Source organism: Deinococcus depolymerans (genome assembly GCF_039522025.1).
GTDB lineage: Bacteria > Deinococcota > Deinococci > Deinococcales > Deinococcaceae > Deinococcus > Deinococcus depolymerans.
The window spans coordinates 1-25,904 of the sequence record NZ_BAAADB010000006.1; the positions used below are offsets into that span (position 1 = coordinate 1).

Annotated in this window: 25 protein-coding genes; 9 read left to right on the forward strand and 16 right to left on the reverse strand. The window is 70.9% G+C overall.

Going from position 1 to position 25,904, the window contains the following annotated elements:
• The first annotated feature begins 473 nt into the window (after positions 1-473).
• The gene (gene moaD, locus ABDZ66_RS03965) at positions 474-1,157 is read left to right on the forward strand and encodes a molybdopterin converting factor subunit 1 (RefSeq protein WP_343756315.1); all 684 of its coding nucleotides are present in this window, start codon (positions 474-476) and stop codon (positions 1,155-1,157) included.
• 120 nt (positions 1,158-1,277) lie between these two features.
• On the opposite strand, the gene ABDZ66_RS03970 is transcribed toward moaD, so the two are convergent.
• The 4 genes from ABDZ66_RS03970 to minD form a co-directional block, all read right to left on the reverse strand.
• A complete protein-coding gene (locus ABDZ66_RS03970; protein WP_343756317.1) occupies positions 1,278-1,976 on the reverse strand; it encodes a PrsW family intramembrane metalloprotease in 699 nt (232 codons plus the stop codon).
• A gap of 23 nt (positions 1,977-1,999) precedes the next feature.
• Positions 2,000-2,500 (reverse strand): crossover junction endodeoxyribonuclease RuvC, encoded by a 501-nt coding sequence (ruvC, locus tag ABDZ66_RS03975; RefSeq protein ID WP_343756319.1) that lies wholly within the window; start codon positions 2,498-2,500, stop codon positions 2,000-2,002.
• 313 nt (positions 2,501-2,813) lie between these two features.
• A complete protein-coding gene (minE, locus tag ABDZ66_RS03980; RefSeq protein ID WP_343756321.1) occupies positions 2,814-3,074 on the reverse strand; it encodes a cell division topological specificity factor MinE in 261 nt (86 codons plus the stop codon).
• 1 nt (position 3,075) lies between these two features.
• Entirely contained in the window at positions 3,076-3,876 is an 801-nt protein-coding gene (gene minD, locus ABDZ66_RS03985) for a septum site-determining protein MinD (protein WP_343756323.1), read from the reverse strand.
• A gap of 149 nt (positions 3,877-4,025) precedes the next feature.
• Here minD and ABDZ66_RS03990 point away from each other — a divergent pair, with 149 nt between their 5' ends.
• From ABDZ66_RS03990 to ABDZ66_RS04005, 4 genes are all read left to right on the forward strand, one after another.
• Positions 4,026-5,888: an alpha/beta fold hydrolase gene (locus ABDZ66_RS03990; protein ID WP_343756325.1), complete on the forward strand. Its 1,863-nt coding sequence runs from the start codon at positions 4,026-4,028 to the stop codon at positions 5,886-5,888.
• 132 nt (positions 5,889-6,020) lie between these two features.
• The gene (gene rimO / locus ABDZ66_RS03995) at positions 6,021-7,514 is read left to right on the forward strand and encodes a 30S ribosomal protein S12 methylthiotransferase RimO (protein WP_425544398.1); all 1,494 of its coding nucleotides are present in this window, start codon (positions 6,021-6,023) and stop codon (positions 7,512-7,514) included.
• 229 nt (positions 7,515-7,743) lie between these two features.
• Entirely contained in the window at positions 7,744-8,253 is a 510-nt protein-coding gene (locus ABDZ66_RS04000; protein ID WP_343756327.1) for a hypothetical protein, read from the forward strand.
• 55 nt (positions 8,254-8,308) lie between these two features.
• The gene (locus ABDZ66_RS04005; RefSeq protein WP_343756329.1) at positions 8,309-9,454 is read left to right on the forward strand and encodes a prepilin peptidase; all 1,146 of its coding nucleotides are present in this window, start codon (positions 8,309-8,311) and stop codon (positions 9,452-9,454) included.
• 84 nt (positions 9,455-9,538) lie between these two features.
• Here the strand turns inward: ABDZ66_RS04005 and ABDZ66_RS04010 are convergent, their stop codons facing one another.
• A complete protein-coding gene (locus tag ABDZ66_RS04010) occupies positions 9,539-9,982 on the reverse strand; it encodes a superoxide dismutase (RefSeq protein ID WP_343756331.1) in 444 nt (147 codons plus the stop codon).
• Between the two features lie 213 nt (positions 9,983-10,195).
• Here ABDZ66_RS04010 and ABDZ66_RS04015 point away from each other — a divergent pair, with 213 nt between their 5' ends.
• Complete coding sequence (locus ABDZ66_RS04015; protein ID WP_343756333.1) at positions 10,196-11,641, forward strand: aldehyde dehydrogenase family protein; 1,446 nt, start codon at positions 10,196-10,198, stop codon at positions 11,639-11,641.
• The gene (mobA, locus tag ABDZ66_RS04020) at positions 11,638-12,213 is read left to right on the forward strand and encodes a molybdenum cofactor guanylyltransferase (RefSeq protein WP_343756335.1); all 576 of its coding nucleotides are present in this window, start codon (positions 11,638-11,640) and stop codon (positions 12,211-12,213) included. The genes ABDZ66_RS04015 and mobA overlap by 4 nt, the downstream gene beginning before the upstream one ends.
• 71 nt (positions 12,214-12,284) lie before the next feature.
• On the opposite strand, the gene ABDZ66_RS04025 is transcribed toward mobA, so the two are convergent.
• Genes ABDZ66_RS04025 through ABDZ66_RS04035 form a run of 3 tightly spaced genes read right to left on the reverse strand, consistent with a single transcriptional unit; the run spans position 12,285 to position 14,404 of the window.
• Positions 12,285-12,776: a DUF4385 domain-containing protein gene (locus ABDZ66_RS04025; protein WP_343756337.1), complete on the reverse strand. Its 492-nt coding sequence runs from the start codon at positions 12,774-12,776 to the stop codon at positions 12,285-12,287.
• 59 nt (positions 12,777-12,835) lie between these two features.
• Complete coding sequence (locus ABDZ66_RS04030; protein ID WP_343756339.1) at positions 12,836-13,453, reverse strand: Dps family protein; 618 nt, start codon at positions 13,451-13,453, stop codon at positions 12,836-12,838.
• A 48-nt stretch (positions 13,454-13,501) separates the two neighbouring features.
• On the reverse strand, positions 13,502-14,404 hold the full coding sequence (locus tag ABDZ66_RS04035) for an MBL fold metallo-hydrolase (protein WP_343756341.1): 903 nt from the start codon (positions 14,402-14,404) through the stop codon (positions 13,502-13,504).
• Positions 14,405-14,886: 482 nt separating this feature from the next.
• Between ABDZ66_RS04035 and ABDZ66_RS04040 the strand changes: the two genes are divergently transcribed.
• Positions 14,887-16,149, forward strand: a complete 1,263-nt coding sequence (locus ABDZ66_RS04040) for an MFS transporter (RefSeq protein ID WP_486187832.1) — start codon at positions 14,887-14,889, stop codon at positions 16,147-16,149.
• A 10-nt stretch (positions 16,150-16,159) separates the two neighbouring features.
• Here ABDZ66_RS04040 and ABDZ66_RS04045 read toward each other — a convergent pair whose 3' ends face one another.
• The 7 genes from ABDZ66_RS04045 to ABDZ66_RS04075 all read right to left on the reverse strand — a co-directional run bounded on the left by ABDZ66_RS04045 (position 16,160) and on the right by ABDZ66_RS04075 (position 22,726).
• Positions 16,160-17,524, reverse strand: coding sequence for a S41 family peptidase (locus ABDZ66_RS04045; protein WP_343756344.1), 1,365 nt, complete (start codon positions 17,522-17,524; stop codon positions 16,160-16,162).
• 156 nt (positions 17,525-17,680) lie between these two features.
• Positions 17,681-18,766 (reverse strand): M20/M25/M40 family metallo-hydrolase, encoded by a 1,086-nt coding sequence (locus ABDZ66_RS04050; protein WP_343756346.1) that lies wholly within the window; start codon positions 18,764-18,766, stop codon positions 17,681-17,683.
• A gap of 107 nt (positions 18,767-18,873) precedes the next feature.
• The gene (locus tag ABDZ66_RS04055; RefSeq protein ID WP_343756349.1) at positions 18,874-19,299 is read right to left on the reverse strand and encodes an EF-hand domain-containing protein; all 426 of its coding nucleotides are present in this window, start codon (positions 19,297-19,299) and stop codon (positions 18,874-18,876) included.
• Between the two features lie 134 nt (positions 19,300-19,433).
• On the reverse strand, positions 19,434-20,168 hold the full coding sequence (locus tag ABDZ66_RS04060) for a metallophosphoesterase family protein (protein WP_343756351.1): 735 nt from the start codon (positions 20,166-20,168) through the stop codon (positions 19,434-19,436).
• A gap of 75 nt (positions 20,169-20,243) precedes the next feature.
• On the reverse strand, positions 20,244-20,540 hold the full coding sequence (locus tag ABDZ66_RS04065) for a hypothetical protein (RefSeq protein ID WP_343756353.1): 297 nt from the start codon (positions 20,538-20,540) through the stop codon (positions 20,244-20,246).
• A gap of 37 nt (positions 20,541-20,577) precedes the next feature.
• The gene (locus tag ABDZ66_RS04070) at positions 20,578-21,096 is read right to left on the reverse strand and encodes a flavin reductase family protein (RefSeq protein WP_343756355.1); all 519 of its coding nucleotides are present in this window, start codon (positions 21,094-21,096) and stop codon (positions 20,578-20,580) included.
• Positions 21,097-21,127: 31 nt separating this feature from the next.
• Positions 21,128-22,726: a glycoside hydrolase family 10-like protein gene (locus ABDZ66_RS04075; protein WP_343756357.1), complete on the reverse strand. Its 1,599-nt coding sequence runs from the start codon at positions 22,724-22,726 to the stop codon at positions 21,128-21,130.
• Positions 22,727-22,882: 156 nt separating this feature from the next.
• Here ABDZ66_RS04075 and ABDZ66_RS04080 point away from each other — a divergent pair, with 156 nt between their 5' ends.
• Positions 22,883-23,323, forward strand: a complete 441-nt coding sequence (locus ABDZ66_RS04080; RefSeq protein WP_343756359.1) for a hypothetical protein — start codon at positions 22,883-22,885, stop codon at positions 23,321-23,323.
• A gap of 60 nt (positions 23,324-23,383) precedes the next feature.
• On the opposite strand, the gene dnaX is transcribed toward ABDZ66_RS04080, so the two are convergent.
• Positions 23,384-25,729: a DNA polymerase III subunit gamma/tau gene (dnaX, locus tag ABDZ66_RS04085; protein WP_343756361.1), complete on the reverse strand. Its 2,346-nt coding sequence runs from the start codon at positions 25,727-25,729 to the stop codon at positions 23,384-23,386.
• Between the last annotated feature and the right edge of the window lie 175 nt (positions 25,730-25,904).

A 25,904-nucleotide genomic window follows, 5' to 3' on the forward strand; every position in this document is an offset into this window, starting at 1 on the left:
TAATCGCGTCCTTCATCGGCTCCAGTGCCAGGGCATCCACCGTGGACCCTTAGTATCTTGACCCATCTTTCCTATGCGTCTCCTGTCCGCTCACCCGGCCCGCACCCGGAGGTGTGAGGGGCTTGCTTGAGGAGCGCGGTTATTTCGCGTTTCTCTCGCTCTTTCACGCTCGCTTGTCATGCATCCCGCCTCGCTTGAGGCTCAGAAAAGATACAGGCCACACGTGAATCTGTCAACACCCCACCGGCAGCCGCGCGCCCCGCCACCCACCCACCCCCGGACCACATCAGGAGAATTCACGTCCAGCACGGCAGCTCACCCGCACGGTCCCTGACAGGGCCAGGCGACTGGCAGCGGTGACCGGCACGCCCCGCTGCGCCCTGATACGGACTCCGACAGACGGCCGTCCGTATCAGGGCGCAGCGATCACCGCTCCAGAACCGGCCGTGGGGGCGTGCTAGCCTTCTGGGCATATGCAGCTGAATGTGGTGTTTTTCGCCCGCCTGAAGCGGGAAACCGGCGTCGATCACCTGACCCTGGATGTCCCGGACGGCAGTGACGTGCGCGCGGTGGCCGCCGTGATAGAGGCCCGCTACCAGCTCAGCCTGAAAGGCTGCATGGTCGCCGTGAACGAGGCCTACGCCACGCCGGACACCGTGCTGACCTCCGGCGCGGAGGTCGCGTTCCTGCCGCCCGTGGCCGGCGGGTCAGGCGATCCCGACGCGCAGACCCACTGCGAGATCACGCCCGAGCCGCTGCGCCTCAACACCGCCGACGCCTTCCTGGTCCGTCCGCAGTACGGCGCGCAGGCGTACTTCGTGGGTACCGTCCGCAGTCCCAACCAGGGCCGCACCGTGGAATACATAGAGTACGAGGGCTACGCCCCCATGGCCCGCAAGGTCATGCAGGAAGCCGCCGACGCCGCCCGCGCACAACACGGCGAGCTGCGCGTCTACCTGCAGCACCGCGTGGGCCGCCTGCTGCCCGGTGAGGCCAGCATCCTGATCGGCGTGGCCAGTCCACACCGCCGCGCCGCCCTGGAAGCCTGCGACTTCATCATCGAACACCTGAAAGTCCACGTTCCCGTCTGGAAGCACGAGGCGGACGAGAACGGCCAGCACTGGGTCGACGGACAGACCGCGCACGACACCCTGTAGGCCACCCTGCCGAGGTGTCCTGCCCCGCCTGAACGAGCGGAGCGGGCACCTGCAGGGAACAGCCGATGGAAGCAGGGCCCCGGGGTGTGCGGCGCCCCGGCGTGCAGCCGAAAACCGCGCTCAGGACCGACCGGGGCGCCGCTCCAGGAACACCGGGGACGGCCCGTGCTCCCGCGCGTGCGCCTCGAAGGTCAGGTAGTAACGGCGGGCGAGCAGCACCATCAGCAGCACCACGGCGCCCAGCGCCGCCAGCTGCCACCACCCGCCGGGCCCCAGCAGGCTGTTGAACACGGCGTGCAGCGCCACGCTCAGCAGCAGGCCCCGCGCCACCCAGCCGCGCCCACGCCGCCAGTGCAGGCCGCCCAGCGCGTACCCCTGCGGCGCACTGAACAGCGCGTGCGCCAGGGTGGCCAGCAGCGCGTGCCACGCGCCCGCCCCGCTCCCGAACCCCAGGGTGTAGGTCAGGTTCTCCATCAGTGCGAAACCCAGCGCGGCCGTCACGGCGTAGACCAGACCGTCCATCGGCTCGTCGAAATCCAGCTCCGTGACCGCGGTCGTCGCCGCCACGAACTTGAACCCCTCCTCGATCAGGGCCGTCATGAGGACCATCAGCAGGGAGGCCAGCGGCAACGGCGTGGGCAGCCGCCCCAGACTCGCCTCCAGCGCCGCCGCGATCACCCAGGCCAGCATCCCCCACCCGAACGTGCGGGCCAGCAGCCACAGCGGCTCCGGATGACGGTCGCGGCGCACGAAGAACCACAACCACGCGAACGTCACCACGACCGATGAGAGCAGCGACAGCGGCAGCGCCCAGGTCACGTCTCCCCTCCCCCGCCCCGGTCCTAGCGGACCGCGAGGCCCGCAGTCCGCGCCTGCATCGGGGCGCTCGCCAGGTGCGTCAGGGCCAGGGCCAGGGCGTCGGCCGCGTGATTGTTGAACAGTTCCCGGATGCCCAGGCTGGCCTTGACCATGTAGATCACCTGTTCCTTCTCCGCGCGGCCCGTGCCCACCAGGGAACGCTTGACCTGCATCGGCCCGTAGGTGTGGACCGGCACGCCCGCCTGCGCGCAGGCCAGCTGCACCACCCCGAACGCCTGCCCCACCTTGAATGCCACGTCCGCCTGCTTGCGCAGGATCTGGTCCTCGATCGCCACGGCGTCCGGCCGGTACTCCGCGATCAGGCGGCTGACCTCCCCGTGCAGGTACTGCAGGCGGCGCGGCATGATCCAGGCACTCTCGGTCGTCAGGCACACGTGGTACAGGTGACGGGCCTTGCGGACGTCACCCTCCACTAGCCCGAGGCCTAGGTTCGCGAGTCCGGGGTCGATGCCAAGTACGATCACCTCCCCAGGATACGCGATCGCGCCGCACCGCACAGGAAAAATCCCCGCCAGCGCGGGGACCCGGATTCATACTCCGGTTGAATGGGTTGCAATCTCCTTCAATCCGGGCGGACGCGCAGAGCGGCGGCGCAGAGCGAGCAGCAGAGAAACGCCCCTCCGGGCGTGGCGTTATACGGACTCCGATTGAATGGCCTGTCAAGCCATTCAATCCGGGCTGATACGAGTGGGAGAGAAACGGGTTCCGGACGTGGAGTTGACAGATCGGTGGTGTTCCGATCTGTCAACGAAACAAACGGCAGTCCGTATCAGAGGTTCAGCGGTTCCGTTCGGCCGCGCGGCCCGGCGAGTCCTCGTCCAGCGGGATGTTCGCCATCAGGACCACCATGTCGCCCCGCTGCTCGATCTCCACGGAACTGTTCCCGGTCGGGAAGTACCGCTTGACGACCTCCAGCAGGTCGTTGCGCAGCGCGTCCACCTTGCCGGGCGGAATCTGCGCGCGGTCGTACGCCAGCACCAGTTCCAGACGGTCTTTCAGCGTCTCCTTGCTGCGGCCGCGTTTCATCCAGGAGAACATCTCAGGCCCCCCCGAACAGTCGGCGCAGCGCCGCCAGGAACCCCTTGTCCTCCTCGAACTTCGGGTACGGCACGTCCTCGCCCTTCAGGCGGCGTGCGGTCGCCATGAACGCCTCGCCCGCCTTCGTCTTGCCCAGCACCGCCGGCTCACCGACGTTCGTGGACACGATGATGCCCTCGTCCTCCGGCACGATCCCGATCGGCTTGACCCCCAGGATGTCCAGGATGTCCGCCTCCGAGAGCATGTTCCCGCTCGCCACCATCTTGGGCCGCAGGCGGTTGATGACCAGCCGGATCTCACTGACCTGCTGCGCCTCCAGCAGCCCGATGATGCGGTCCGCGTCACGCACGCTGGACACCTCCGGGTTCACGACCACCAGCGCCCCCTCCGCCGGGGCGGCCGCCGTGCGGAACCCCGACTCGATGCCCGCCGGGGAATCGATCAGGATCCGGTCGAACCCCTCGGTCTCGATCAGGTCCCGCACCACGCCCTTGAACACCTCCGGATCCAGCGCGTCCTTGTCGCGCGTCTGACTGGCCGGCAGCAGGAACAGGTTCTCCACCCGCTTGTCCCGGATCAGCGCCTGAGACATGCGGCACTTGCCTTCCAGCACGTCCACCAGATCGAACACCACCCGCGACTCCAGCCCCATCACCACATCCAGGTTCCGCAGGCCCACATCCACGTCGATGACCGCGACCTTCTCGCCCAGTTTCGCGAGTGCCGCTCCTATGTTCGCGGTGGTCGTGGTTTTACCCACGCCCCCCTTGCCGGACGTGACCACAATAACCTTGGCATTCATGTGCAGGCAGTGTACAGCCCAACCCTGAGAGACGCGCCCGCGAGTGACAGACTGACCGCAGAACAGGTACCTGCTACCGGGCCGGGCGTGTCAAGCGAATCCGAGCCGCATTCCCTTGCAACGCTTGGTAGTTTCCGTGCGGAGGAATCATGAAACTCAACCGCTCTGCCCTGGCCCTGCTCCCACTGACCGCCGCTCTGGCCGCCTGCAACCCCACTCCGACACCTGCCGCGCCGGACCCCATGGCTCCCTTCACCGGTCAGACCCTGGGCTGGGCCGCGTGCGACGCCACCATCCTGGGCAGCGACAACGCCGACCTGTTCAGCGAACTGGGCAGCCGCCTGCAGTGCGCCGACATGACCGTTCCGCAGAACTGGGCCAAACCCGACGCCGGCACGCTGAGCGTCTCGCTGATCCGCGTGGCTGCCAGCGACAGCAAGCAGCGGCAGGGCGCGATCTTCTTCAACCCGGGCGGCCCCGGCGGCGACGGGCTGGCGTTCGCGCCGTTCAACGCCTACTTCTGGGCCAACGGCGACACCAGCACCACGGGCGGCACCAACCTGAAGAAAATGACCGAGCAGTACGACCTGATCGGCTTCTCGCCCCGTGGCGTGGGAGCCAGCAGCCGCCTGTACTGCGGCACCAACGAACTGATCGACCCGATCAACCCGCCCGCCGCCGACCGCAGCGACGCCAACGTGAACCGCATGATCCGCGCCGGGAAACTGGTCGCGCAGGCCTGCCAGAAAAACCCGCTGACGCCCTTTATCAACACTGACGCCACCGCCCGCGACCTGAACCTGGCGCGGCAACTGCTGGGCGACCAGAAACTGAACTACATCGGGTACTCGTACGGCACGTGGCTGGGCTCCTGGTACGCCAAGACCTTCCCCGAACACACCGGGCGGATGCTGCTGGACGGCAACATGTCCTGGAACGAGACCATGCAGGACGCGTTCGGCCTGCAACCCGCCGCCTTCGAACGGGACTTCCGGGACTCTGCCGCGCCGTACCTGGCCCGCCAGAACGCCCTGCTCGGCCTGGGCGATACCGGCGAGAAGGTGTACGCCGCGCAGAACGCCCTGAGCGAACCGCTGCGCAGCATCACCGCCAACAGCACCGCGGGGCTGATGTACAGCCGCGATCAACTGCCGTTCATCGGCCTGGTCCTGAAACCGGCCGTGGTGGTCGACGGCCTGATCCGCACGCACCCGGACGCCGACCTGTTCGACCTGCTGAACCTCAGCACCCAGCAGACGTACTTCCCGGACCCCCAGCTGAACGAGACGGGCGTGCAGCTTGCGCAGACCCTGCTGTTCATGCGGGACGACCTCCTGAACGCGCAGCCCGGCCCTGCCGAACTGGGCAGCTTCGAATCGACCTTCACGGCCATCACCTGCAACGACACCGCCTGGAAGTCCGACCTGAGCGCCGCCCGCACCCTGGACGACCGCGAAGCGCGCGGCTACCCCCTGATCGGGGGCGCGTCGGTCAGCAACCCCTGCCTGCAGTGGAAGGGCGGCCCCAGCGTCCAGCAGCCCAAACTGCCTGCGAACATGCCGCCCGTCCTGATGCTCCAGAACGAACTGGACCCGGCCACGCCGCAGGAAGGCGCGCTGCGCGCCCTGAACAGCACGCCCAGCGCCCGCATGATCTTCATTGACGACGAACCCCAGCACGCCGCGTTCCCGTACGGCACCGCCTGCGTGGACACGCCCATCACCGAGTACTTCCTGACCGGCAAGATGCCCGGCGACAAGCTGACCAACTGCAGCGCCCTGCCGCTGCCCGGCGAGAACGCCGTTGTGCCCGTCAAGACACTCAACGTGCAGAACGGCGCGCTGTGCGTGGCCACGCCCACCCTGAGCGTCCAGTCCCTGCGGGAGCAGCGTGTCTCGTACGCCCGCGACGAGGCCCGCCGCATCATCGAACGGGACGCGCAGCGCATCTTCACCGCGCAGGGTGCCTACGGCCTGCAGGTCAAGCCGCTGACCGTGACCACCTGCCGCTGAGCCCCTCCTGGGTCCCTCTTCCGGGGTGATCCTGTAATCCAGTGCGTCGCCCCGCGCAGCCCGTCCCTGTAGAGTGGCGGGCTGAACCTCTGTGCCCCCGGGGTGCTGGGTGCGGCGCAAGGGAAGGAGTAGATGATGACGGAAGGCAACAGTCCCGCTGTGGCGGGCGCGAAACGGGTGGGGTTCATCAGTCTGGGGTGCCCGAAGGCGCTGGTGGACAGCGAGCGGATTCTGACGCAGCTGCGGTTCGAGGGCTACGAGGTGGCGGCCAGTTACGAGAACGCGGACGCGGTGATCGTGAACACGTGCGGGTTCATCACGCCGGCCGTCGAGGAGTCCCTGAGCGCAATCGGTGAGGCGCTGGAGGCGACGGGGAAGGTCATCGTGACCGGGTGCCTGGGCGAGCGGCCGGAGAAGATCATGGAGCGGCACCCGAAGGTCGCGGCGATCACGGGCAGCGAGGCGGTGGATGACGTGATGGGTCACGTGCGCACGCTGCTGCCCATCGAGACGGACGCCTTCACGGGGCTGCTGCCGGTGGCGGCGCCGGGCACGCGGGCGGACGCGGCGCAGCCGCAGCGGGAGGACACCCGGCACGGGGACGTGTTCGCGCCGAGCGTGAAGCTGACGCCGAAGCACTACGCGTACGTGAAGATCGCGGAGGGCTGCAACCACACGTGTTCGTTCTGCATCATTCCGAAGTTGCGCGGCTTGCAGGTGTCCCGTGACGCCGGGTCGGTGCTGTACGAGGCGTACCGCCTGATCGCGGGCGGCACGAAGGAACTGATGATCATCTCGCAGGACACGAGTGCGTACGGGGTGGACGTCCGCTACCGCGAGAGCGAATTCCAGGGTGAGCAGGTCCGCGCGCACCTGACGGACCTGGCCGTGAAACTGGGCGAGATGGGCGCGTGGGTGCGGATGCATTACGTGTACCCGTACCCGCACGTGGAGAAGATCGTGGAACTGATGGCCCAGGGCAAGATCCTGCCGTACCTGGACGTGCCGCTGCAGCACGCCAGTCCGAAGATCCTGCGGTCCATGCGCCGCCCCGGTGCGGGCAAGCAGCTGGACACCATCCGCCGCTGGCGGGAGATCTGCCCGGAACTCGTGATCCGCTCCACGTTCATCGTGGGCTTCCCCGGTGAGACGGAGGCGGACTTCCAGGAGTTGCTGCAGTTCCTGGAGGACGCCCGCCTGGACCGCGTGGGCGCGTTCACGTACAGCGACGTGGACGAGGCCGACGCGAACAAGCTGGAGGGCGCCGTGCCGCAGGACGTGAAGGAGGAGCGCCTGAGCCGCTTCATGGAGGTCGCGCAGCGCATCAGCGCCGAGCGGCTGGCCGAGAAGGTCGGCACGGTCATGGACGTGATCGTGGACGAGTTCAACGACGACGAGGACGACGCGCCGGGCACGAAACTGATCGGCCGGACGAAGGGGGACGCGCCGGGCATCGACGGGCAGGTGTACCTGTTCGCCGGTGACTTCGCCGGAACCGTGAAGATCGGGGACATCGTGCGCGTACGGATCGAGGACAGCGACGAGTACGACCTGTACGGCGAGGTCGTGGAGACGCCCGCCTGGAAGCCCAACGTGCCGCAGCTGGGGCATTTCGGGAAGCACTGATCAGACTCCGATGGAATGGTTTGCGAACCATTCCATCCGAGCGAAGCGAGTGGGAGCAACGCGGGTTCCGGACGTGGAGTTGGCAGATCGGTGCCCTTCCGATCTGTCAACGCAACAGACGGAATCCGTAGGGCGCAGCGGTCACTGATGGGTGGCGGGTGTCCTGGGAACGGGGCGCCCGCCATTCCCCTGCCTGAAAGCTCACGTGCGTGCGTGCCAGACTGGGTGCATGGTTCGCCTGTACTTCAACCGCTCGGGGCGGCAGCCTTCGACGTGGCTGCTGGACGTGCCGATCTTCACGGTCTGCCCGGCGTGCGGGTTCGTGCCGCACGAGGCGCGGCGGTACGTGGGGAGCCGGTACGGGCACGTGGGCGGCTTCACCTGCGGGGGGTGCGGGGCGCGCGTGACGATCCTGGACGGTGACTGCCGCCCCCCGGTGCGGTTCGTGGCGGACGTGCCGGGGAAACCCACGCGGTCGTTCGTGTTCGAGGACGTGTACCGCCTGAACTGGGTGGACCTGACGCGCGCCGGGACGCTGACCCGCACACTGCTGATCCCGCCGGGCGGGAAGGGGGACGTGGAGTTCGAGGCGGCGCTGGCCGCCGTGCAGGGCGAGGTGGCCCGCCTGGACCTTCCGCTCGTCCCGGCCCCGCTGCCTGAGGGGGTGTCCTGGGTGCCGGAGCCGTTGCGGGCGTGGCTGGACGCGCTGTTCACGCTGGACGGCCCCCCGGCCGGGTAGGGGCCGGGCAGGTGAAGGCAAGACGTCTGTGAGAGTTGTTGCCTACACTGCCGGGGTGACCCCTGACGTCCTCCTGGTGATCTTCGCTGCCCTGCTCGGCCTGCTGGTCGGGTCGTTCTCGAACGTGCTGATCTGGCGCCTGCCGCGCGGCGAGAGTATCGCCTTCCCGCCCAGTCACTGCCCCAACTGCGACCACCGCCTGGGCGTCATCGATCTGGTGCCCGTGCTGTCGTGGTTGAGTCTGGGCGGGAAGTGCCGGTACTGCCGGGCCCCCATCAAGGCGCGTTACCCGGTCGTGGAACTGCTGACCGGGCTGGGGTACGGCGTGATCGCCGCATTGTTCCCGCCGCTGGTGGTCGGGTGGGGCGCGCTGGGGCTGATGGTGCTGTTCACGATCCTGCTGGTCGGAAGTGCCATCGACCTGGACACGTACACCATCCCGGACGAGCTGACCCTGCCGGGCACGGCGCTGGGCATCCTGTTCGGCTTCCTGAACGGGCGTGCGGGCGCCGAGGGCCTGCCGGACCTGGCGGGCGCGGTGCAGGGCGCGCTGCTGGGTGCGGGTCTGGTCGTGGCGATCAACCAGTTCGGGTCGTGGGTGCTGCGCCGCTTCCGGGAGCGCTCCTTCCCGGAAGCGCCCATCGGGTACCAGCAGATCAGTCTGGCGTTGCTGGCCGGGGCGTGGCTGGGGCCGTGGTGGGGCCTGGGCGCGGCGCTGCTGTCGGCGGGCGTGAACGTGGCGGCCCGGCGCGTGGTGCGCGTGCCGGAACTGCTGACGCTGGGCGGCCTGCTGGTCAGCGTGGTGCTGGGCAGCGCCGGGTACGGCCCGGGCATGATCCTGATGGTGCAGGGCGCGCTGGCCGCGGCGGGCGCCACGTCACTGGTGGCGGGCGTCTACTGGTGGCTGAAGTACCGTGGGCAGAGCGCAGACGACGGCGCCGACGAACCGGCAGACGCGAGCGCCATGGGCTTCGGGGACGTGAAGCTGGCCGCCGTGATCGGCGCGTTCCTGGGCTGGGAGCGGCTGCTGCTGACGCTGGTCGTCGCGGTGTTCGCCGGGGCGCTGTACGGCGTGGCGCAGCTCGCCATGAAACGCGAGAACCGCGTGAAGTTCGGGCCGTTCCTGGCGGTCGGTGCGCTGGTCGCCCTGATCTGGGGCGCGCAGATCATCGAGGGGTACCGGGGCAGCCTGGGGCTGTAAGAAGGGTCAAGGGCCGACAGCAAATGGCAGATGGCAGGGGTTCCGTGACCGGACCTCTGCCATCTGCCTTCTGCCTCACGCTGTCTACATCCGGACGGCCGTGCAGGTCACGCCAGCGTCGGCGGGGGCGCCCGTGGCGTCCTTGGCGGTGTGGATGTTGAAGTACGTGGCGTTCATGACGTCGGCCGCGGCGACGCCGCCCATCAGGGTGAGCATGCCCATGGCGTCGCTCCGGCCGACCAGGGCGCTGCTCATGATGGGTGCGCCGCCGCTGCTGCACGGATCGGCGCTGGCCGCGCCCTGCAGGTGGTAGTGGGCGACGTAGTAGGTGTTCGGGGCGAGGCCCATGACCCGCGCGGTCGTCATGACCATCATGCCGTCTTTCTTCACGTCGACCATGCCGCTGGAATTCAGGGCGCCGCCGGCGGGCTGCCTGGCGAGGCTGTAGGTCATGGCGGGGGCCATCATGGCGCAGGAGCCGAGGGTCAGGGCCAGGGCAGAGCCGAGCAGCAGTCTGGTGACGTTCATGGGGGAACCTCCGGGGATGAGGGAGAATGGATTGGCGTACGGTTCGCAGTGTGCGCGTGCCGGGCGTGCCCAGAGTGTCGGCCGGGACTCTTTGTGACGGTCCGCTCAACACCACCCCAAGAGGTGATGACCGTCTATACTCGGTTCAATTCCGTTCTGTTCCGTCCTGCCAGTCGGGCACGTCCGGCCCGTCACCCACTTCCCGAGGTGCTCATGTCCGATCCCAGCCTGCCGGCCCCTGACCTTCACGCCCTGTTCGCCGCGCAGCAGGCCTGGCGTTGGCAGGCGGCGCAGACCACTGCCCCTCAACGGCAGGCAATCCTGCGCCGCCTGCACGACGCCGTCCGCGCGCACCGGGTTCCCCTGGCCGACGCCCTGAAGGCCGACCTGGGCAAGAGCCGCGCCGAGTCCGAGATCGCCGAACTGCACCCGGTCCTGGAGGAAATCCAGCATGCCATCCGCCGCCTGCCGCGCTGGATGGCCCCCCGGCGCGTGGACACGCCCGCCGTGCTGTTCGGGGCGCGCAGCGAGGTGCAGATGCAGGCGCGCGGCGTGACGCTGATCCTGAGCCCCTGGAATTACCCCGTGAACCTCGCGCTGGTGCCGCTGGTCGCCAGTCTGGCCGCCGGGAACACCGTGATCCTCAAACCCAGCGAGAAGGCCCCGAACGTCGCCCGCGCGCTGCGCGACCTGCTGCACAGCGTGTTCGAACCGCGGCTGGTGGCGGTCGTGGAGGGGGACGGCGAGGTGGCCCGCGCCCTGACGGAACTGCCGTTCGGGCACATCTTCTTCACCGGGAGCGGCGCGGTCGGGCGTCACGTCATGCGGGCCGCCGCGAACAACCTGACGGGCGTGACCCTGGAACTGGGCGGCAAGAGCCCCGCCCTGATCGACACCAGCGCCGACCTGGACGTGACCGCCGAGCGGCTGGCGTGGGGGAAACTGCTGAACGCCGGGCAGACCTGCGTCGCGCCGGATTACGTGCTGGTGCCCACCCACCTGGAGGGACCGCTGCTGCGCCGCATGGAGGCCGTCATTGCGCGGCGCTTCGGGACCGGCGCGTGGCTGCGGGCCGGGCCGGATTACGGCCGTCTGGTGGACAGCGCCGGCGTGGATCGACTGGAACGCCTGACGCGCGCCAGCGTCGCGCAGGGCGCGCGGGTGGTCCTGGGCGGCGAGTTCGACGCGCCGGGTCGCTTCGTCTCCCCCACCCTGGTGAGCGGCGTGACGCCCGACATGCCGCTGATGCAGGAGGAACTGTTCGGGCCGGTCCTGCCCATCCTGACGTACGACGCGCCCGAGGAGGCCCTGAACCTGATCCGCCGCCTGGACCCGCCGCTGGCCCTGTACCTGTTCGCCACCGACGAGGACATGGTCCGGCGCGTACAGCGCGAGACGACCAGCGGCGGCATGGTCGTGAACGGCGCGGTCGTGCACCTGATCAACCCCAACCTGCCGTTCGGCGGCGTGGGCCCCAGCGGGATGGGGAACTACCACGGCGAGCATGGGTTCCGGACCTTCAGTCATGAGCGGGCCGTGCTGCGTGAACCCACGCCCAGCCCTGTGCGGTTCCTGTACCCCCCGTACGGCCGCCCGGTGCCGCGGCTGGTCGCGTGGACACTGCGGCAACTGGAACGGCAGACCGGCCCGCGCGAGTGACCGGCCCGCGCACGCTCCCGCTGACCGGGGCGGTCACGGCGGGTGGCCGTTCCAGCCGTTTCGGCAGCGACAAGGCCCTGGCGGTCCTGGACGGGCAGACCCTGCTGGAGCGTGCCTGCGCCAGCCTTCAGGGGTGCCGGGTCCGGCTGCTGATCGCCCCGCCCGGCCGTTACGTCCCGCCCACCCCGGACTGGCAGACGCACGCCGACCTGCGCCCCGGCGAGGGGCCCCTGGCCGGCCTGGAAAGCGCCCTGACGCACGCCCCGCCCGGCTGGGTGGCGTTCACCGGGGTGGACCTGCCCTGGCTGACCCCCGGGTACTGGCGTACCCTGAGTGCCGCCATCACGCCCGGCCACCTGAGCGTGCAGGCCACCGACGGGCAGGGCCGCCCGCAGCCGCTGGCTGCGCTGTACCACACCGACCTGCTGCCCCACGTGAGCGCCCTGCTGGACAGCGGTGAGCGCCGCCTGAGGCTGGCCGCGCCGCCCGGACGGACCCGGCTGGTGGGCGGCTTCGAGGCCCGGACATTCCTGAACATCAACACGCCGCAGGAGTTGACGGTTGACGGTTGAAAGTCGGTGGTCGGGGGGGGCGCGCCCTGTTTCCATCAACCATCACCCTTCCACCATCGACGCTCCTGCCCTCAGCCGTACTGCGCCTTGTGGGCTTTTTTCAGCGAGGCGTACTGTTCGTTCGCCTCGGCCTCATCCCATTTCGCCTTGAAGATGCGGGCGGACTCGGCCTTCACCGGGTCCTCCGGCGTGCGGGGCAGCTCGGCGCGGCCGTGCGCGCCGCTCTGGCCCTTCCTGTCCTGCGGGACGGGGCCATCGTACTTCTTTCCGCCGCGGTGGTTCGCGTAGCGGCGGGCGCGCGTGAACCCCATCTGCAGGAACTTGCGGGCCATGTCCGCCCCCACGAAATCCCCGGCCTGCAGGTACGTCAGGAACATCCCGTGGATGACCTCGCTGCTCTCACGCGCCAGCTCGGGCGTGGCGAAACGCCAGTGCGGCAGCAGTTCAGCCTTGTACGGCTGCACCAGCAGCACGCCCTGCTCCCCCACGCCCACCCGGTACAGTTCCGGGTGCGCGCGCAGGTCCAGTTCGGCGTAGTTCAGGGAGTAATCGAATTTCGGCATAGGTGTGCAGAAGGCGGATGGCAGAGGCCCGGCGCTTTCTGCCACCCGCGCTGAACGGCTCAGTTCATCCGGTCGTCGTCCATCATCGCCTGGAGCATCCAGCGGATCTTGTCGACGGTGGCGGCGTACCCGTTGTACATGTCGGCGGTGGCGGGGTCGTTCGCGTCGTCAACCGTCTGGCTGTCGTCGCGGTAACCCTTGCCGACGCGGCTGAGGTCCGCGACGAGGTCCGCGACCTGCGTGCGGGCGTCACGGACCGTCTCGGTGGGCACCTTCACCACGCTGAACCGCTCGATGTCGGCGGGCGCGGCGATGGGACTGCCGCCCAGCGCGACCAGGCGCTCGGCCTGCTCGTCGATGCCGGGGAAGATCTCCTCGATGAACTCGTCGTACGCGAGGTGCAGGTCGCGGAAGAACCGCCCACGGATGTCCCAGTGGTACTTCTTGAACTTCAGGTACAGGCTGATGGTCGTCGCGAGGTTGCGCTGCAGCGTCTCGGCGACCGTGCCGAACTCGGCTTCCGTCAGGTAGTTGTGGTCCACCAGGGCGTTGTTCGTGGTGTTCAGGTGCGCGGCGTCCGCGCTGCCCTTCCCGCCGGCCTTCCCGGAGGCGGCCTTTCCGTCGCTGGTGGCCTTGCTGGCGGGCTTCTTGGCGGCAGACTTGGCTTTACTGGTCATGCGTTCACCGTACCCCCGCGCGTGCCGGGCCGCCCATACGGGTTTCCTTTACCCTCCCGCCACAAACAGCAGGCGGTTCCCGTGAACCTTCATGCTGACCTGCCCGGCTTCGAGCAGTTCGGTCAGGTGCGCGCCGACGACCGCGCGGTTCAGGACCACCGCGCCCGCGCTTTCCATCGTCACGCCCAGCGCGCCGCACACCCGGACCAGCAGGTCGTCCACGCCGGCTGCGCCCACCTGCACGGCCTCCAGCACGGCCGCCGTGGTCCGCGCGTACGCCGCGAGGTTCGCCGCGACCAGCCGCGTCAGGTCCGGCGTGGGGTCCCCGTGGCCGGGCAGCGTGACGCGCACGCCCTCCAGTTCACCCAGGCGGGCGGCCGCCTCCTTCTGAAGCGCCGAGTCCGCGCAGAACGTCAGCGGGTGCTTTGCCAGCGCCTCCTCTCCGAACAGCGCGTCGGCGGCGTACAGCACCTCGCCCACCCGCACGGCGTACATCATGCTGGCGTGCCCGGCCACCTCCAGCAACTCCAGCACCGCGCCTCCGATCCGGCACAGGCCCGGCTCCGGGGCCAGCCGCGCCGGGCTGGGCGGCGCGAGCAGGAATTTACTCTGCAACTCCCTGGGCGGGCGCGCCCCGAACAGCCCGGTGGGTTGCAGGATCGGGTGCGTGATCACCGCGTCCTCCAGCGGCGGCGCGAACACCTTCAACTCCGGGAACCGCCGCAGGATGAACGCGTTCCCCCCGTGATGGTCGGCGTGACTGTGCGTGTTCAGAATCCCGGTCGGCGTCAGGTTCAGCTCCGTCAGGCCACGCAGGAGCCGGCGCGCGTGCCCGTCATCCAGCCCGGTGTCCACCAGCAGCGCCCCACCCCGGCCATCCTCGACCACCAGACTGTTCACCGCGCCCGGCAGGTAATGCACCCCCGGAGCCAACGAGACAAGAGCACCCATGCCCGGCAGCGTACCCGCTGATACGGACTCCGGTTGAAAGGTCTGTGACATCCTTCAACCCGAGCGGAGCGAGTGGACTCCGTATCATCAATAGTGCGGACACTGTTCAAGCGCCAGAGGGGACAGGCATGGAACACGTCTTCTGTAACGCCAGTCCTGCTCACCCCCTCCCAGCCTCCCCCCTCAAGCGGGAGGGGGCAACACGGCGTGTTCATCGCTGGTCTGCCCTGAAAGTATGAACCTGTCCGCACCATTGATCATACGGACTTCCGTCTGTTTCGCTGACAACCCGGAACTTCACCGGATGGCCAGCTCCACGTCCGGAGGGGCGTTTCTCTCCTGCTCTGCGGGGCAGCTCTCCGAGTCGCTTCGCTCGGATTGAACGGCTTTGCAAGCCATTCAATCGGAGTCCGTATCAGTCCTGAAACGCGGCGTCCCGCGTGATGGGCCGCCGCGCAGGTGGGCGGGTGTAGCCTGCGCCCGTGACCGTGCCCGCCCCCGCGCCCGCTGCCGACCTTCCTTCCGACGGGACCGCGCCCCCCCCGCCGTCCGCGCCGTTCCGGTTGTCGGCGGCGCAGCTGGGCCTGATCGGGTCGAATTTTCTGATGTGGGGCGGGTTCTTCGCGGTGATTCCGCTGGTGACGGTGCATTTCAGTGGCCCTGTCACAGGGGGCGGGCTGGGCTGGAGTGCCGCGAGCGTCGGGGCGGTGCTGGGCCTGCGGCAGTTGACGCAGCAGGGCCTGACGGTGTTCGGGGGCGCGTGGGCGGACCGCTGGGGGCCGAAACCGCTGATCCTGCTGGGCTGCGCGCTGCGGACCCTGGGCTTCGCCTGGATGGGCTTCAGTGACTCGTGGGGGGAACTGCTGGCGGCGGCGGTGCTGGCGGGCGTGGGGGGCGGCCTGTTCGACGCGCCGAAGAGTGCGGCGATCACGCAGGTGACCCTCCCGGAACACCGCACGCGGATGTTCAGCCTGACCAGCCTGTCCGGGAACGCCGGGATGGTGACGGGCCCGCTGATCGGCGCGGCGCTGCTGGGGCTGGGGTTCCGGACGGCAGCGCTGTCGGCGGCGGGCGTGTACCTGCTGGCGGGCGCGGTGATGGCGCTCACCTTGCCGCACCTGCGGCCGGCGGGGCGGGTGGGCAGCGGCCTGGACGGGCTGCGGCTGGCGGCGGCAGACACGCGGTTCCGGCGGTTCACGCTGGTGCTGATCGGGTACTTCATCCTGAGCACGCAGATCAACGTGGCGGTCACCCTGAAGGCCGTCGCGCTGGCGGGGAACGGCGCGACGGGGCCGCTGTACGGCCTGTCGGCGGGGCTGGCGGTGCTGCTTCAGTACCCGCTGCTGCGGCTGGTCGAGCGCTTCGTGCCGGTGCGTTCGGCGCTGGTGGCGGCGGTGCTGCTGGTCGGCGCGGCGCTGGGCCTGATGTCGGTGGCGGCGACGTTCGGGCAGCTGCTGGCGTGCGTGGCGCTGTACAGCCTGGGCACCATGATCGTGTACCCCACCCAGCAGACCCTGACGGCCCGCTTCGCGCCGCCGGGGCGGGTCGGGAGTTACTTCGGGTTCTCCGCGATCAGCCTGGGCGTGGGGGGCGCGGTGGGCAGCGTGCTGGGCGGCGCGCTGGTGGACGGCGGCGCGCGGCTGGGCTTCCCGGCGCTGGCGTGGCTGACGCTGGCCGTGATCGGGGGCCTGACGGCGCTGGGGCTACGCTGGGCGCTGCGGGGCCTGCCGCACCAGTCGGGCTGACCGGCCGGGCTCAGGGCTGCTGGCGGAAGGGATCCAGGGACAGGACCGGGGCGGTCTGCAGGGCCTGCAGCCCCAGGTCCAGCAGCGGGTCGCGGCCCTGCGTGAGCGCCCGGATTTCCGCCTCGCCCTGGGGGCCGGGCCGGTCGGGCGTGACGCGCTGCGGGTAGGGCGTTCCGTCGGGTTTGGCGTAGTGCAGGATGGTGAGTTGCAGGGCCGCCTGGCTGCCGACCGGGAAGTTGCGGGTGGCGGTGTTGCCGACGCCGGCGGTCGTCTCGCCGACGATGGGGCCTCGCGTGGCGTACTGGATCTCGTACGCGAAGAATTCGCTGCACGAGGCGCTGCCCTCGTCGACCAGCACGGCCAGCGGACCGGTCCAGAAGGCCGGGTGGCTGACCGTTCCGGCCAGGCGGGCGTCCTCGAGGCGGGTGCCGCGGCTGACGACGGTGCGGCTGCTGCCGTCGGCGCTGCGGGCCACGCGCGTCAGGCTGGGCACGAAGGCGCTGACGGCGCTGTCGCACTCGGCGAGGCTGCCGCCGGGGTTGCCGCGCAGGTCCACGATCAGGCCGGTCGCGCCGCTGCGCTGCGCCTGCCGCACCTGGTCGTGCACGCGCTGCGCGACGCGCCCGCCGGACAGGAAGGTGGGAATGCGGATCACGGCCACCTGCGCGCCGGTGCCTGTGCCGGCCGGGACGTAACTCAGGCGCGGGAGGTCCAGGGTGCTGCTCTCGCGGGCGGTCAGGGTGACCTGCAGCGGCGCGCCCTGCCGCTGCACGTCCAGGGTGATGGTCTGGCCCTTCTCGCGGGCCTCGCGCAGGTCCTCGTACAGGTACGGGCGGCCGTTCAGGCGCAGCAGCGTGTCGCCGCGCCGCAGGCCGGCCTCCTCGGCGGCGCTGCCGGGAACCACCTCGGTCACCACGCGGTTCTGTCCGTCCAGCAGCGCGAGTTTCACCCCGAACTGCAGGCGGGGGCCGCCGGTGGCGCTGGCAATGAATTCGCGGTAGTCCTCGGGCGTCTGGAAGAAACTGTGTTCGTCGTCCAGTGCGGTCAGTTCGGCTTCCAGCACCGGGTAGGCGCGGCTCTCGGGACAGCTGCCGGGCGTGGCGGCGCAGACGTTGTTCAGGCGCTGCTGGTACTCGCGGGTCAGGGCGGCGCGGTCCACGGTGGACAGCCCGCCGTACTCCTGGCGGAGCAGGTCGTTCACCTCGTTGAAGATGGTCTGGGCCGGGGAGACGCTGCCCTGGGCGGCCGCGCCGGGATGTGCGCCCAGACCGGCCAGCAGCGCCGTGAGCGCGGCGGTGCGGGCTGCGCTCAGCAGCGGACGGAACCGGGCCGGGCGGTCACGGCGCGGGGTCGAGCGGCGCAGGAAGGCGTTCATGGGTGCCTGTATTCTGCTCTGAACAGATGGGAATTTGGTGGGTGGCGATTGCAAGCGAGATTACAGGATTGGTGCGCCAGCACGGTGTTTTCCTGTTGCGGGTGTTGGCCGGCGTGCCGGGTCAGCCCACCGGGGGGGACGCCCGGGGGCGGGCGGTCAGGCGGCCGGGGAACGCTGGTACAGGTCCACGAGGCGGCGCAGGAACCTGAGGCCCGGCGCGAGGCTGGACGCCTGCACCCACTCGTCGGTGCGGTGCGCGTTCCCGCCGCGGTACACGCCCACCGCGACCGCCGGCAGGCCATGCGGGACGGCCGCGTTCGCGTCGGTGCTGCTGGACGCCAGCCGGATGTCGGTGCGGATCTCGCGGGCGGCGTCCCGGACCGCGCCCAGCAGCGCGCCGCTCTGAAGGTCCCCGCCGGGCCGGTCTCCCACCCGTTCCAGCTGCAGCTGCACGCCGGCCTCACGCGCCGCGGCGTGCAGGACGCCCACGGCGCGGGTGTCCAGGTCCGCGAGGACCTTCGCGTCCAGCGAACGCAGGTCCAGCAGCAGCTCGGCCGTTCCTGCGATGGAGTTCACGCTGGTCCCGCCGGACGCCACACCGACATTCAGGGTGGTGCGCGGCGAGGCGGGCAGGTGCAGGGCGTACAGGGCGCTGATCGCCCGCCCCAGCGCGTGCAGGGCGCTGGGTGCCTGATCGCCCCACGAGTGCCCGCCCGGCCCGACGAACGCGGCCCGGTAGCGGCGCACCCCCACCCCGCGCGTGACCGCCACCCCCAGGTAGCCGTCCACGGCGATGAACGCCCCCAGCTGCGGGCGGTGGCGGCCCAGCAGGTACTTCGCGCCGCGCAGGTCCCCCAGGCCCTCCTCGCCGACGTTCGCGGCGATCCACAGCGGGCGGCGCAGCGCGCCGGTCTGGCCGCGCAGGTCGCGCAGCAGCGCTGTCACCACCGCCAGGCTGGCGCTGTTGTCGCCCACGCCCGGCCCGACCAGCCGCCCGCCCTCCTCGCGGACGGTCACGTCGGTGCCGGCGTCGAAGACGGTGTCCAGGTGCGCGGCGAGCAGCAGGGCGGGGCGGCCCTCGGTGCCGGGAGGGGTCAGGCGGGTCAGGACGTTCCCGACCTCGTCGCGTTCGGTCACGTAGCCCAGTTCGGTCCACAGGTCCGCGATCAGGTCGGCGCGCCGCCCCTCCGCGAACGTCGGAGCCGGGGTCTGCGCGATGCGCGTGAGGTACGAAAGAGGCATTGCGGGCCATTGTAGACGCGCCGGACCGGGCGGTGGGCCGGATCGGGAACAAAGCGTGAAGGCGCCCCCCGGTCCTGCGGGAGCGCCCTGACGCGGAGCGGGGGTGCCTAGCGGCGCAGCATGCGGCTGCCGATCATGCCGGCCAGGCCGACCAGACCGGCCTTCACCAGCGGGTTGCTGAGCATCCCGCCGGGCGCGAACGCCTCCTCCAGTGGGCTGCGGCCGTTCTGGGCCGGGGCCTGCGCGGTCTTGGTGTACGCGTCGATCAGGTCGTCGTCGTCGTCGGGACGCACGGTCTGCACGGGGTTGGCGGGGCTGCGCACGATGGCGTCGCCCATCTCCCGGCGCTGCTCGGGGCTCATGCCGCCCACGTACTCTTTCAGGACCGCCTGCCGCTCCTCGGGCGAGGCGTTTTCGAGGTACTCGCGGATGTACGCGGCGGCCTCCTGGGGACTGACGGTCCCGTCGCCGTCCGTGTCGCGCGGATCGAGTTTCGCCATCTGTTCATGCCGGTCTTTCTGCTGGAAGAACATACCTGACCTCCTGGGGAACTGCGCGGTCAGGGGGGGCCCTGACCTGAACGGTGAACGCAACCCACGCTACGCAACATGCCGGTCAGGTACATGAGCGCGGCCTTCACGGGCCCTGCGGGAAGGGGTGCGGGCCGCTACTCGCCGGTGCGGGCGCGGCGTTTCTGGTAGGCGCCGGTCAGCAGCTCCGCGATGTACTCCCGCGTGAACGGCATACCGCTTTCCTCGGCGGCGCGGATCTCGTCGTCGCGGTCGTAGGTGAGGCGCACGAAGGTCGCGCTGTGCACCGGCGAGTGCGGGTCGAACTCCAGGATCAGGTAGCACGGCAGCGTGGAGTCCAGCGGGTTGCCCACGCTCCCGCAGTTGATCAGCGGGCGGCCCTCCACGTCCAGCAGCAGCGCCTCGTGCATGTCGGCGTACACCAGCGCGTCGGCGTGCTGCGTGAGCCCGAAGGCCGGGTTGGGCGTGAAGGCTTCCAGCTGGTCGTGCAGGCTGCTGTGCGGGTACAGCCGGTGGAACAGGCCGCGGCTGCTGGCATGCACGAACCGCCACCACGCCCCCCCGAACTGCTCCTCGATGCCGTACGGCAGCTCGGCGAGGTACGTCAGGCCGGCGGGCGTGAGTTTGCTGCGCGGCCACAGGTCCTGCGGGCGGTGCGTGGCCCCGGCGACCCGGGCGTCCCAGTTGCCCTGAATGACGCGCGTGGCGTGTGCCTGCGTCCAGTCGAGCACTTCGCGGGGGCGGGGGCCCTTGCCCACCAGATCCCCCAGCACCCAGATGTCGGTCAGGCCGCGCCGCTGCACGTCTGCGTGAACCGCGAGCGTGGCCGCCAGGTTGGCGTGCAGGTCCGCGAGAATGGCGAGGCGAATCATATGCTCCGGAGTGTAGCCCACCCCCCCGCACCGCCCGGACGCACCCACCCCCACCGCCTTCACCTGACAGGCAGGTCAGCTGGGCAGCGTAGGCGTCAGGGCGCGGATCATGGCCCAGGTGATCAGGCCGGCCGTGACCAGCCCGCCCAGCACGAACCACGCGGGTGCGCCGCCCCGACCGCCCGGCACGCGGGCCGCGCCGGCGGCGTTGGCGGCGCTCCACGCCACCCGCAGGTTCACGAGGGCCAGTCCCAGCAGCGCGGCGTCCAGCGCGTCCACCCGGCCGCTGCCCACCGCCAGCGGGTACGACAGTGCGGGCGTCAGGCCGACCAGCAGCAGCGCGATCAGCAGTTGCAGCGCGTACGGAGGCACGCTCCCCAGTATGCACGGCCCGTCCGGACGCCGGACGTCACCCCAGCTCGTGGTACTGCCCGCGGAAATACACCAGCGGGTCGTCATCCGTGTACCGGCTGTACTCCACGAACCCCACGAACAGCGTGTGATCTCCGGCAGCGATCACCTCATGCTTGCGGCACACCAGCTGCGCGACACTCCCGCCGATCAGCGGCAGGCCCTCATGCTCGAACCACGGCACGCCCTCCTCCGGTCCGGGCTTGCCCGCAAAATGGTCACTCAGGTGCCGCTGCGCGGCCGACAGGACATTCACGCCGAAGTGCGTGACGTCCTCGCCGGACAGCAGGGCGTGCATGTGCGCGCGGCGATCCACGCTCACCAGGATCAGCGGCGGGTTCAGGCTGACCGACACGAACGCGCTGGCGGTCATGCCCCGGCGCGCCTGCCCGTCCGTGGCGGTCACGACCGTCACGCCGCTCGTGAAGCGGCCCAGCGTCTGACGGAATTCCGTGGCGTTCAGGCCACCCTGCTGCGCCTGATCCTGCGGCGCACGGTCCAACTGCGGTTCACTCATGCGGCGAGTGTACCGGCTCGGCCCGCTTCCGTCAGCGTCCGGCCGGCAGGGCCGGGAGGGGCGGCGTGTCCCGGACCAGCAGGTCCGGCAGGCGCACCACGCCCCGCTCGGGAATGGTGTCCGCCCAGCGCTGCCCGCTGACCCGCACCTCGGTCTTCCCGGGCGGCAGGGCCGCGAACCCGTAGTACCCCAGCGCGTCCGTGAGCGCCTCGGCCACCACCTGCCCGCCCTGCCACGCCTGCACGGTCCGGTTGCCGGGCGCGGCGGTGCCGGTCACGCGGCCCAGCAGTCCCCGCACGGTGGGCGGCGCGTCCGTCCAGCGCAGCGGGCGTTCCAGCGGCATGCCCGGCGCACTCAGCACCGCCTGCACGGCGTTCAGTCCCTGCCCGGCTGCCTGCCGCTGCCCGTACACGTCGGCGGTCGGCGTGCGGTACGAGTACCCCACCCAGCCCATCCCGGCCTGCACCGACCGGCGGGCCTGCGCGGCCGTCACGGCCGGGTCGTTCAGGTACATGGCCGTCCCGGCCGCCACGGCGGCCTGCGCGCCGTCCGGGCGGGCACGCACCGACAGCGCAAAGGCGTTCCAGCCGTCGAACCAGTCGGCCTGTTCGGGCAGCGCGTCCCGCTTGTAGTTCATCAGGACGTTCAGGTCGATCAGGCCCGCGCGCATCCACTCCGGCCAGTCCTGCAGCACGTCCCCGTAGGTGCGGGTGCGGCGGAACGCCACGAGGTCCCCGGCACGCGGCGCGGTCTGGTACGTGATGGTCGCCGCGCTGACCCACAGGTCCGGGCGCAGCGCCTTGCTTTCCAGCGTGATGCGCCGCACCAGGTTGGTGACCTGCTGCCGTTTCCAGGCCGCCCAGACGGGGTCACCGGTGGCGGGCGTGCCGGCGCGGCCCGTCTCGGCGCGGTAGCGGGCCAGGGTCTTGGCATCGTAGCCCCACACCTCCCCGTCCGGGTAGCGGATCCGGTCGAGCTGCACGCCGTCCACCGGGTAGTTCCGCACGAGGCTCACGACCGCCTGCGTCATGTACTCGGCGGCGGCAGGAATCCCGGCGTCCAGCCACGCGTCCCGTCCCTCGAGCCACGTGCCGTTCGGACGGCGCGCCAGCCAGGAGTTCGCGCCGGCATCCGGCCCGTGAAGGCGCATCACGTGCGCGGGGTTGCTGTTGGGGACGGTGGTGTTCGCCACGCCGGTCACGCTGACCCACGCGATCACGCGCATTCCGCGTGCGTGCGCCTGGGCCGTCACCTCGCGCAGCGGATCGAAACCCGCCGGCAGGTCCGGGTCGGTCACGGCCGGCACGCTGGCCTTCAGGCACAGGCAGTCGGCGCGGCGGATGGCCTGCACGAACAGGGTGTTCACGCCCAGCCGCGCGGCGTCGTTCACGGTCTGCGTGACCTGCGCCCGCGTCTTCAGGCCCGGCCCGAAGGCGTCTATCCACAGGCCGCGCAGGTTCGCACCGGACGCCAGCGGGGCCGGGGCAGACGCCAGCGGGGCCGGGGTGGGCGGCGCGGCTTCCGGCGTGGGCGGCACTTCCTGGGCGGCCACCTGCCCCGGAACGGCAGTCAGCGCGAGGGCGGAGGTCAGGAGCAACGGGGCGGCGCGGCGCAGCAGGAGGAACGTCATGGTCGTGAGCGGCAGGCTAGCGCACCCGGCCCCGCCGCACATGAAGCCCCGCGCCGGCCTCCCCCGGACCTGGAGGAAGGCCGCTCATTTCTTACCGTTGCCGCGCGGCGGGCATGTTAGGCTCGGACGGTACATCCACAATCCGGAGGTTTCACCATGAAGAAACGTGCACTGCTGGCCCTCGTCGGTACCGTCGCCCTCGCCTCCTGCAACCAGGCCCCGGACGTGTCGGGCAAGAGCGTCACCAGGGCGTTCACGGACCAGAAGCTCGCCGGCTACACCGCGCCCTCCGGCACCGCCGTGTTCGTGGACCTGACCGGCGGGGACCGCCGCACCACCCTGACCGTCAAGGGCCTGAAAGCCAACACCGAGTACCTCGCGCACTACCACGCGATGGGCACCGCCAGCACCACCGACGTCTGCAAGTCCGGCGGCGCGGTCGTGGGCGGCATGATCGGCATGACGACCAGGAGCAACGCCAGCGGCGAACTGACCCTTAAGGGCTTCCAGGCGACCGCCGACCTGAAGGACGCGAAGTACATCAACGTTCACGAGAACGTCGCGGGCCTGCCCGTGCCGGTCTGCGCGCCCCTCTGATCCTCCCCACCCGCAGGCCGCCCCGTTCAGCGCGGGCGGCCTGCGGTCTGCCGGGCGGGGTCAGGCCTCGCTGTCGTCGGTGTCGTCGCTGTCGTCGGTGACCGGCGCGGCGGGCACGTTGCGGTTCTTGCCGATCTCGCGGACGCGCCCGCTGAAACGGGTGCGGATCAGCTCGTAGTGCGGGTGGGCGCGGATGTCACCGGGACGCGAGGGCGCCGGGGCGGAGCGCCCGTCCGCCGGGGCCGGCGCGGCGTCCTGTGCGGCGGGGCGCGGCGGCGGGGGCGCGGCGCGTGTCTCCGGAACCGCCGGGGACGGCGGGGCGGGCAGGGAGACGTTCCCGAAGGGCATGTCCTCCTCGGGCGGCAGGCCCCCCAGGATGTCGGGGCCGCCGAAGGCGTTCCAGTCGGGTTCCTCGGTGATGGGTTCGACGATGTACAGTTCCCGCTCGCGGGCCGGTGGGGGCAGGCGGTCCCCGCCGGCCGCGTCGGCCGGGGCGGGCGGCGCGTCGGTCAGGTGCGCGCCGGCGAAGGGATCGTCGGGCAGCGGGGCCGGGGCCACGTCGTCGGGACTGCGGGGCGGCACGTGGCGTTCCGGACGGGGCGGCAGCGTGGCGACGCCGCCGGGCCCGGTGGGCCCGTCGGACGGCAGAGGCCCGAAGTCCGGCCCGCGTGCGGCGCGGCGCGGCGCGGCCCGGCCCGGGTCGAACGGCGCGACCGGGGGCGGCCCCTGGACCGCTGCCGTCTGGGCCGCCGTCTGCACTGGGGCCGGGCGGGCCGAGGCGGCCGGGGCGGGGTCCGGACTGGGGGCCGGGGCCGCCCCGCCGCGCGGGCCGCCGGACAGCGGGCCGGAAGGCACGGGGGTCCCGCCCCCACCGCCCCCGCCCGGCCCGCCGAGGTTTACGCGGCGGCCGCCTTCCGGGGCGATCAGTTCGAAGGTGACCGGCCCGAACACCTTCAGCACGATGCGGGCAATGTCGTCGAACTTCGCGGCGACCTGCTTGGCGTGGAAGGCGCTGCGCTCGTCGTACGAGAGGCTCACGTAGCCGGGCTCGGCGTGCTGCCGGGCGGGTTTCAGGAAGGCGCGCAGCTGGATGCTGGCCTGCCGCACCACGTCCGGCCAGCTGCCGCCGGTCGGGACGGGCGGCTCGCTGCTCCCGGCGTCCGGCGTGCCCGCGCGGGCCGCAGCCGGGGCGGGGGCGCGGCGGGCGCCGGGATCGAAGTCCGCGACCGGGGCGCTCACCACTGGCCCCCCGGCGGCGGGGCGGGCGCGCAGGCTGGCGAGTTCCTTTTCCAGCCGGTTCAGGCGCTGCGTGAGGTCCGCCGGGACGGCCGCGCCGGCCCCGGCCGGGGCCACCCCGCCGCCCGTGTCGGCGGCGAGCAGGGCGTGCGTGAGGGCCAGTTCCAGGCTCTGCTGGTCGGCGGCGCGGGCGAAACGGGCTTCCTGTTCGTCCAGCGCCGCCTGGAGTTTCAGGAGTCTGGGCACGTCCGCGCCGTCCAGGCGGGCTTCCGGACCGCTGTCCTTCAGGCCCAGTTCGGCGTGCAGGGCCGCGCCGAGCGCCGCGACGAGCCCCTCGACGACCGTGCGGGCCGCGAACCCGTCGCGGTACAGGGCGGCCGCGCCGCTGATGGCGGCCCCCGCGTCCCCGCCGACCAGCGCGGCGGCGACGCCGCGCACCCGTTCGCCCGGCGGGAGGCCCAGCGCGTCCTCCACGGCGGCGCGGGTGATGGCGGTCCCGGCGGCCAGCATGCGTTCGAGCAGGCTCTCACCGTCGCGCATGGCGCCGTCGGCCAGACGGCCGATCAGGTGCAGGGCGTCACCATCGGCGCGTGCGCCCTCACGCTGCACCAGTCCGCCGAGCTTCCCGGCGATCTCCTCGGGCGTCAGGCGGCGGAAGCGGTAGTGCTGGCAGCGCGACAGGATGGTCGGGATGATCTTCTCGGGTTCGGTGGTCGCCAGGATGAAGATCACGTGGCTGGGTGGCTCCTCCAGCGTCTTCAGGAGGGCGTTGAACGCGGCGCGGCTCATCATGTGCGCCTCGTCGAGGATGTAGATCTTCTTCCCGCCGCGCATGGCGGCCAGCGAGACCTTCTCGCGCAGGTCGCGCACGTCGTCCACGGAGTTGTTGCTGGCCGCGTCGATCTCCATGACGTCCGGGTGCGATCCGGCCCGCACGCTCAGGCAGGATTCGCACTCACCGCAGGGTTTGGGCATGGGGCCGGTGCAGTTGGCGGTCATGGCGATCAGGCGGGCGGTGGTGGTCTTCCCGACCCCGCGCGGCCCGCTGAACAGGTACGCGTGCCCCACCCGCCCCTGCGACAGCGCGGCGCGCAGCACGTCCTTGACGTGTTCCTGCCCGACCACGTCCTCCCACCGGACCGGCCGGGCCCGCTGGTAGATGGCGCTCACAGGTGCCCCCCGGCGGCGCGGAGGCGAGGCCCGAACGCTGAACCACACGGCCTGCCGCCGCTCAACCCGACCCCACCACTGCACACACGCCGCTTCACCTCAGCATTCTAGAGCCCAGGGGCAACGGGGCGCAGTGACGGGGGGAAGGGTTGAGAGTCGAAGGTTGAAAGTTGAA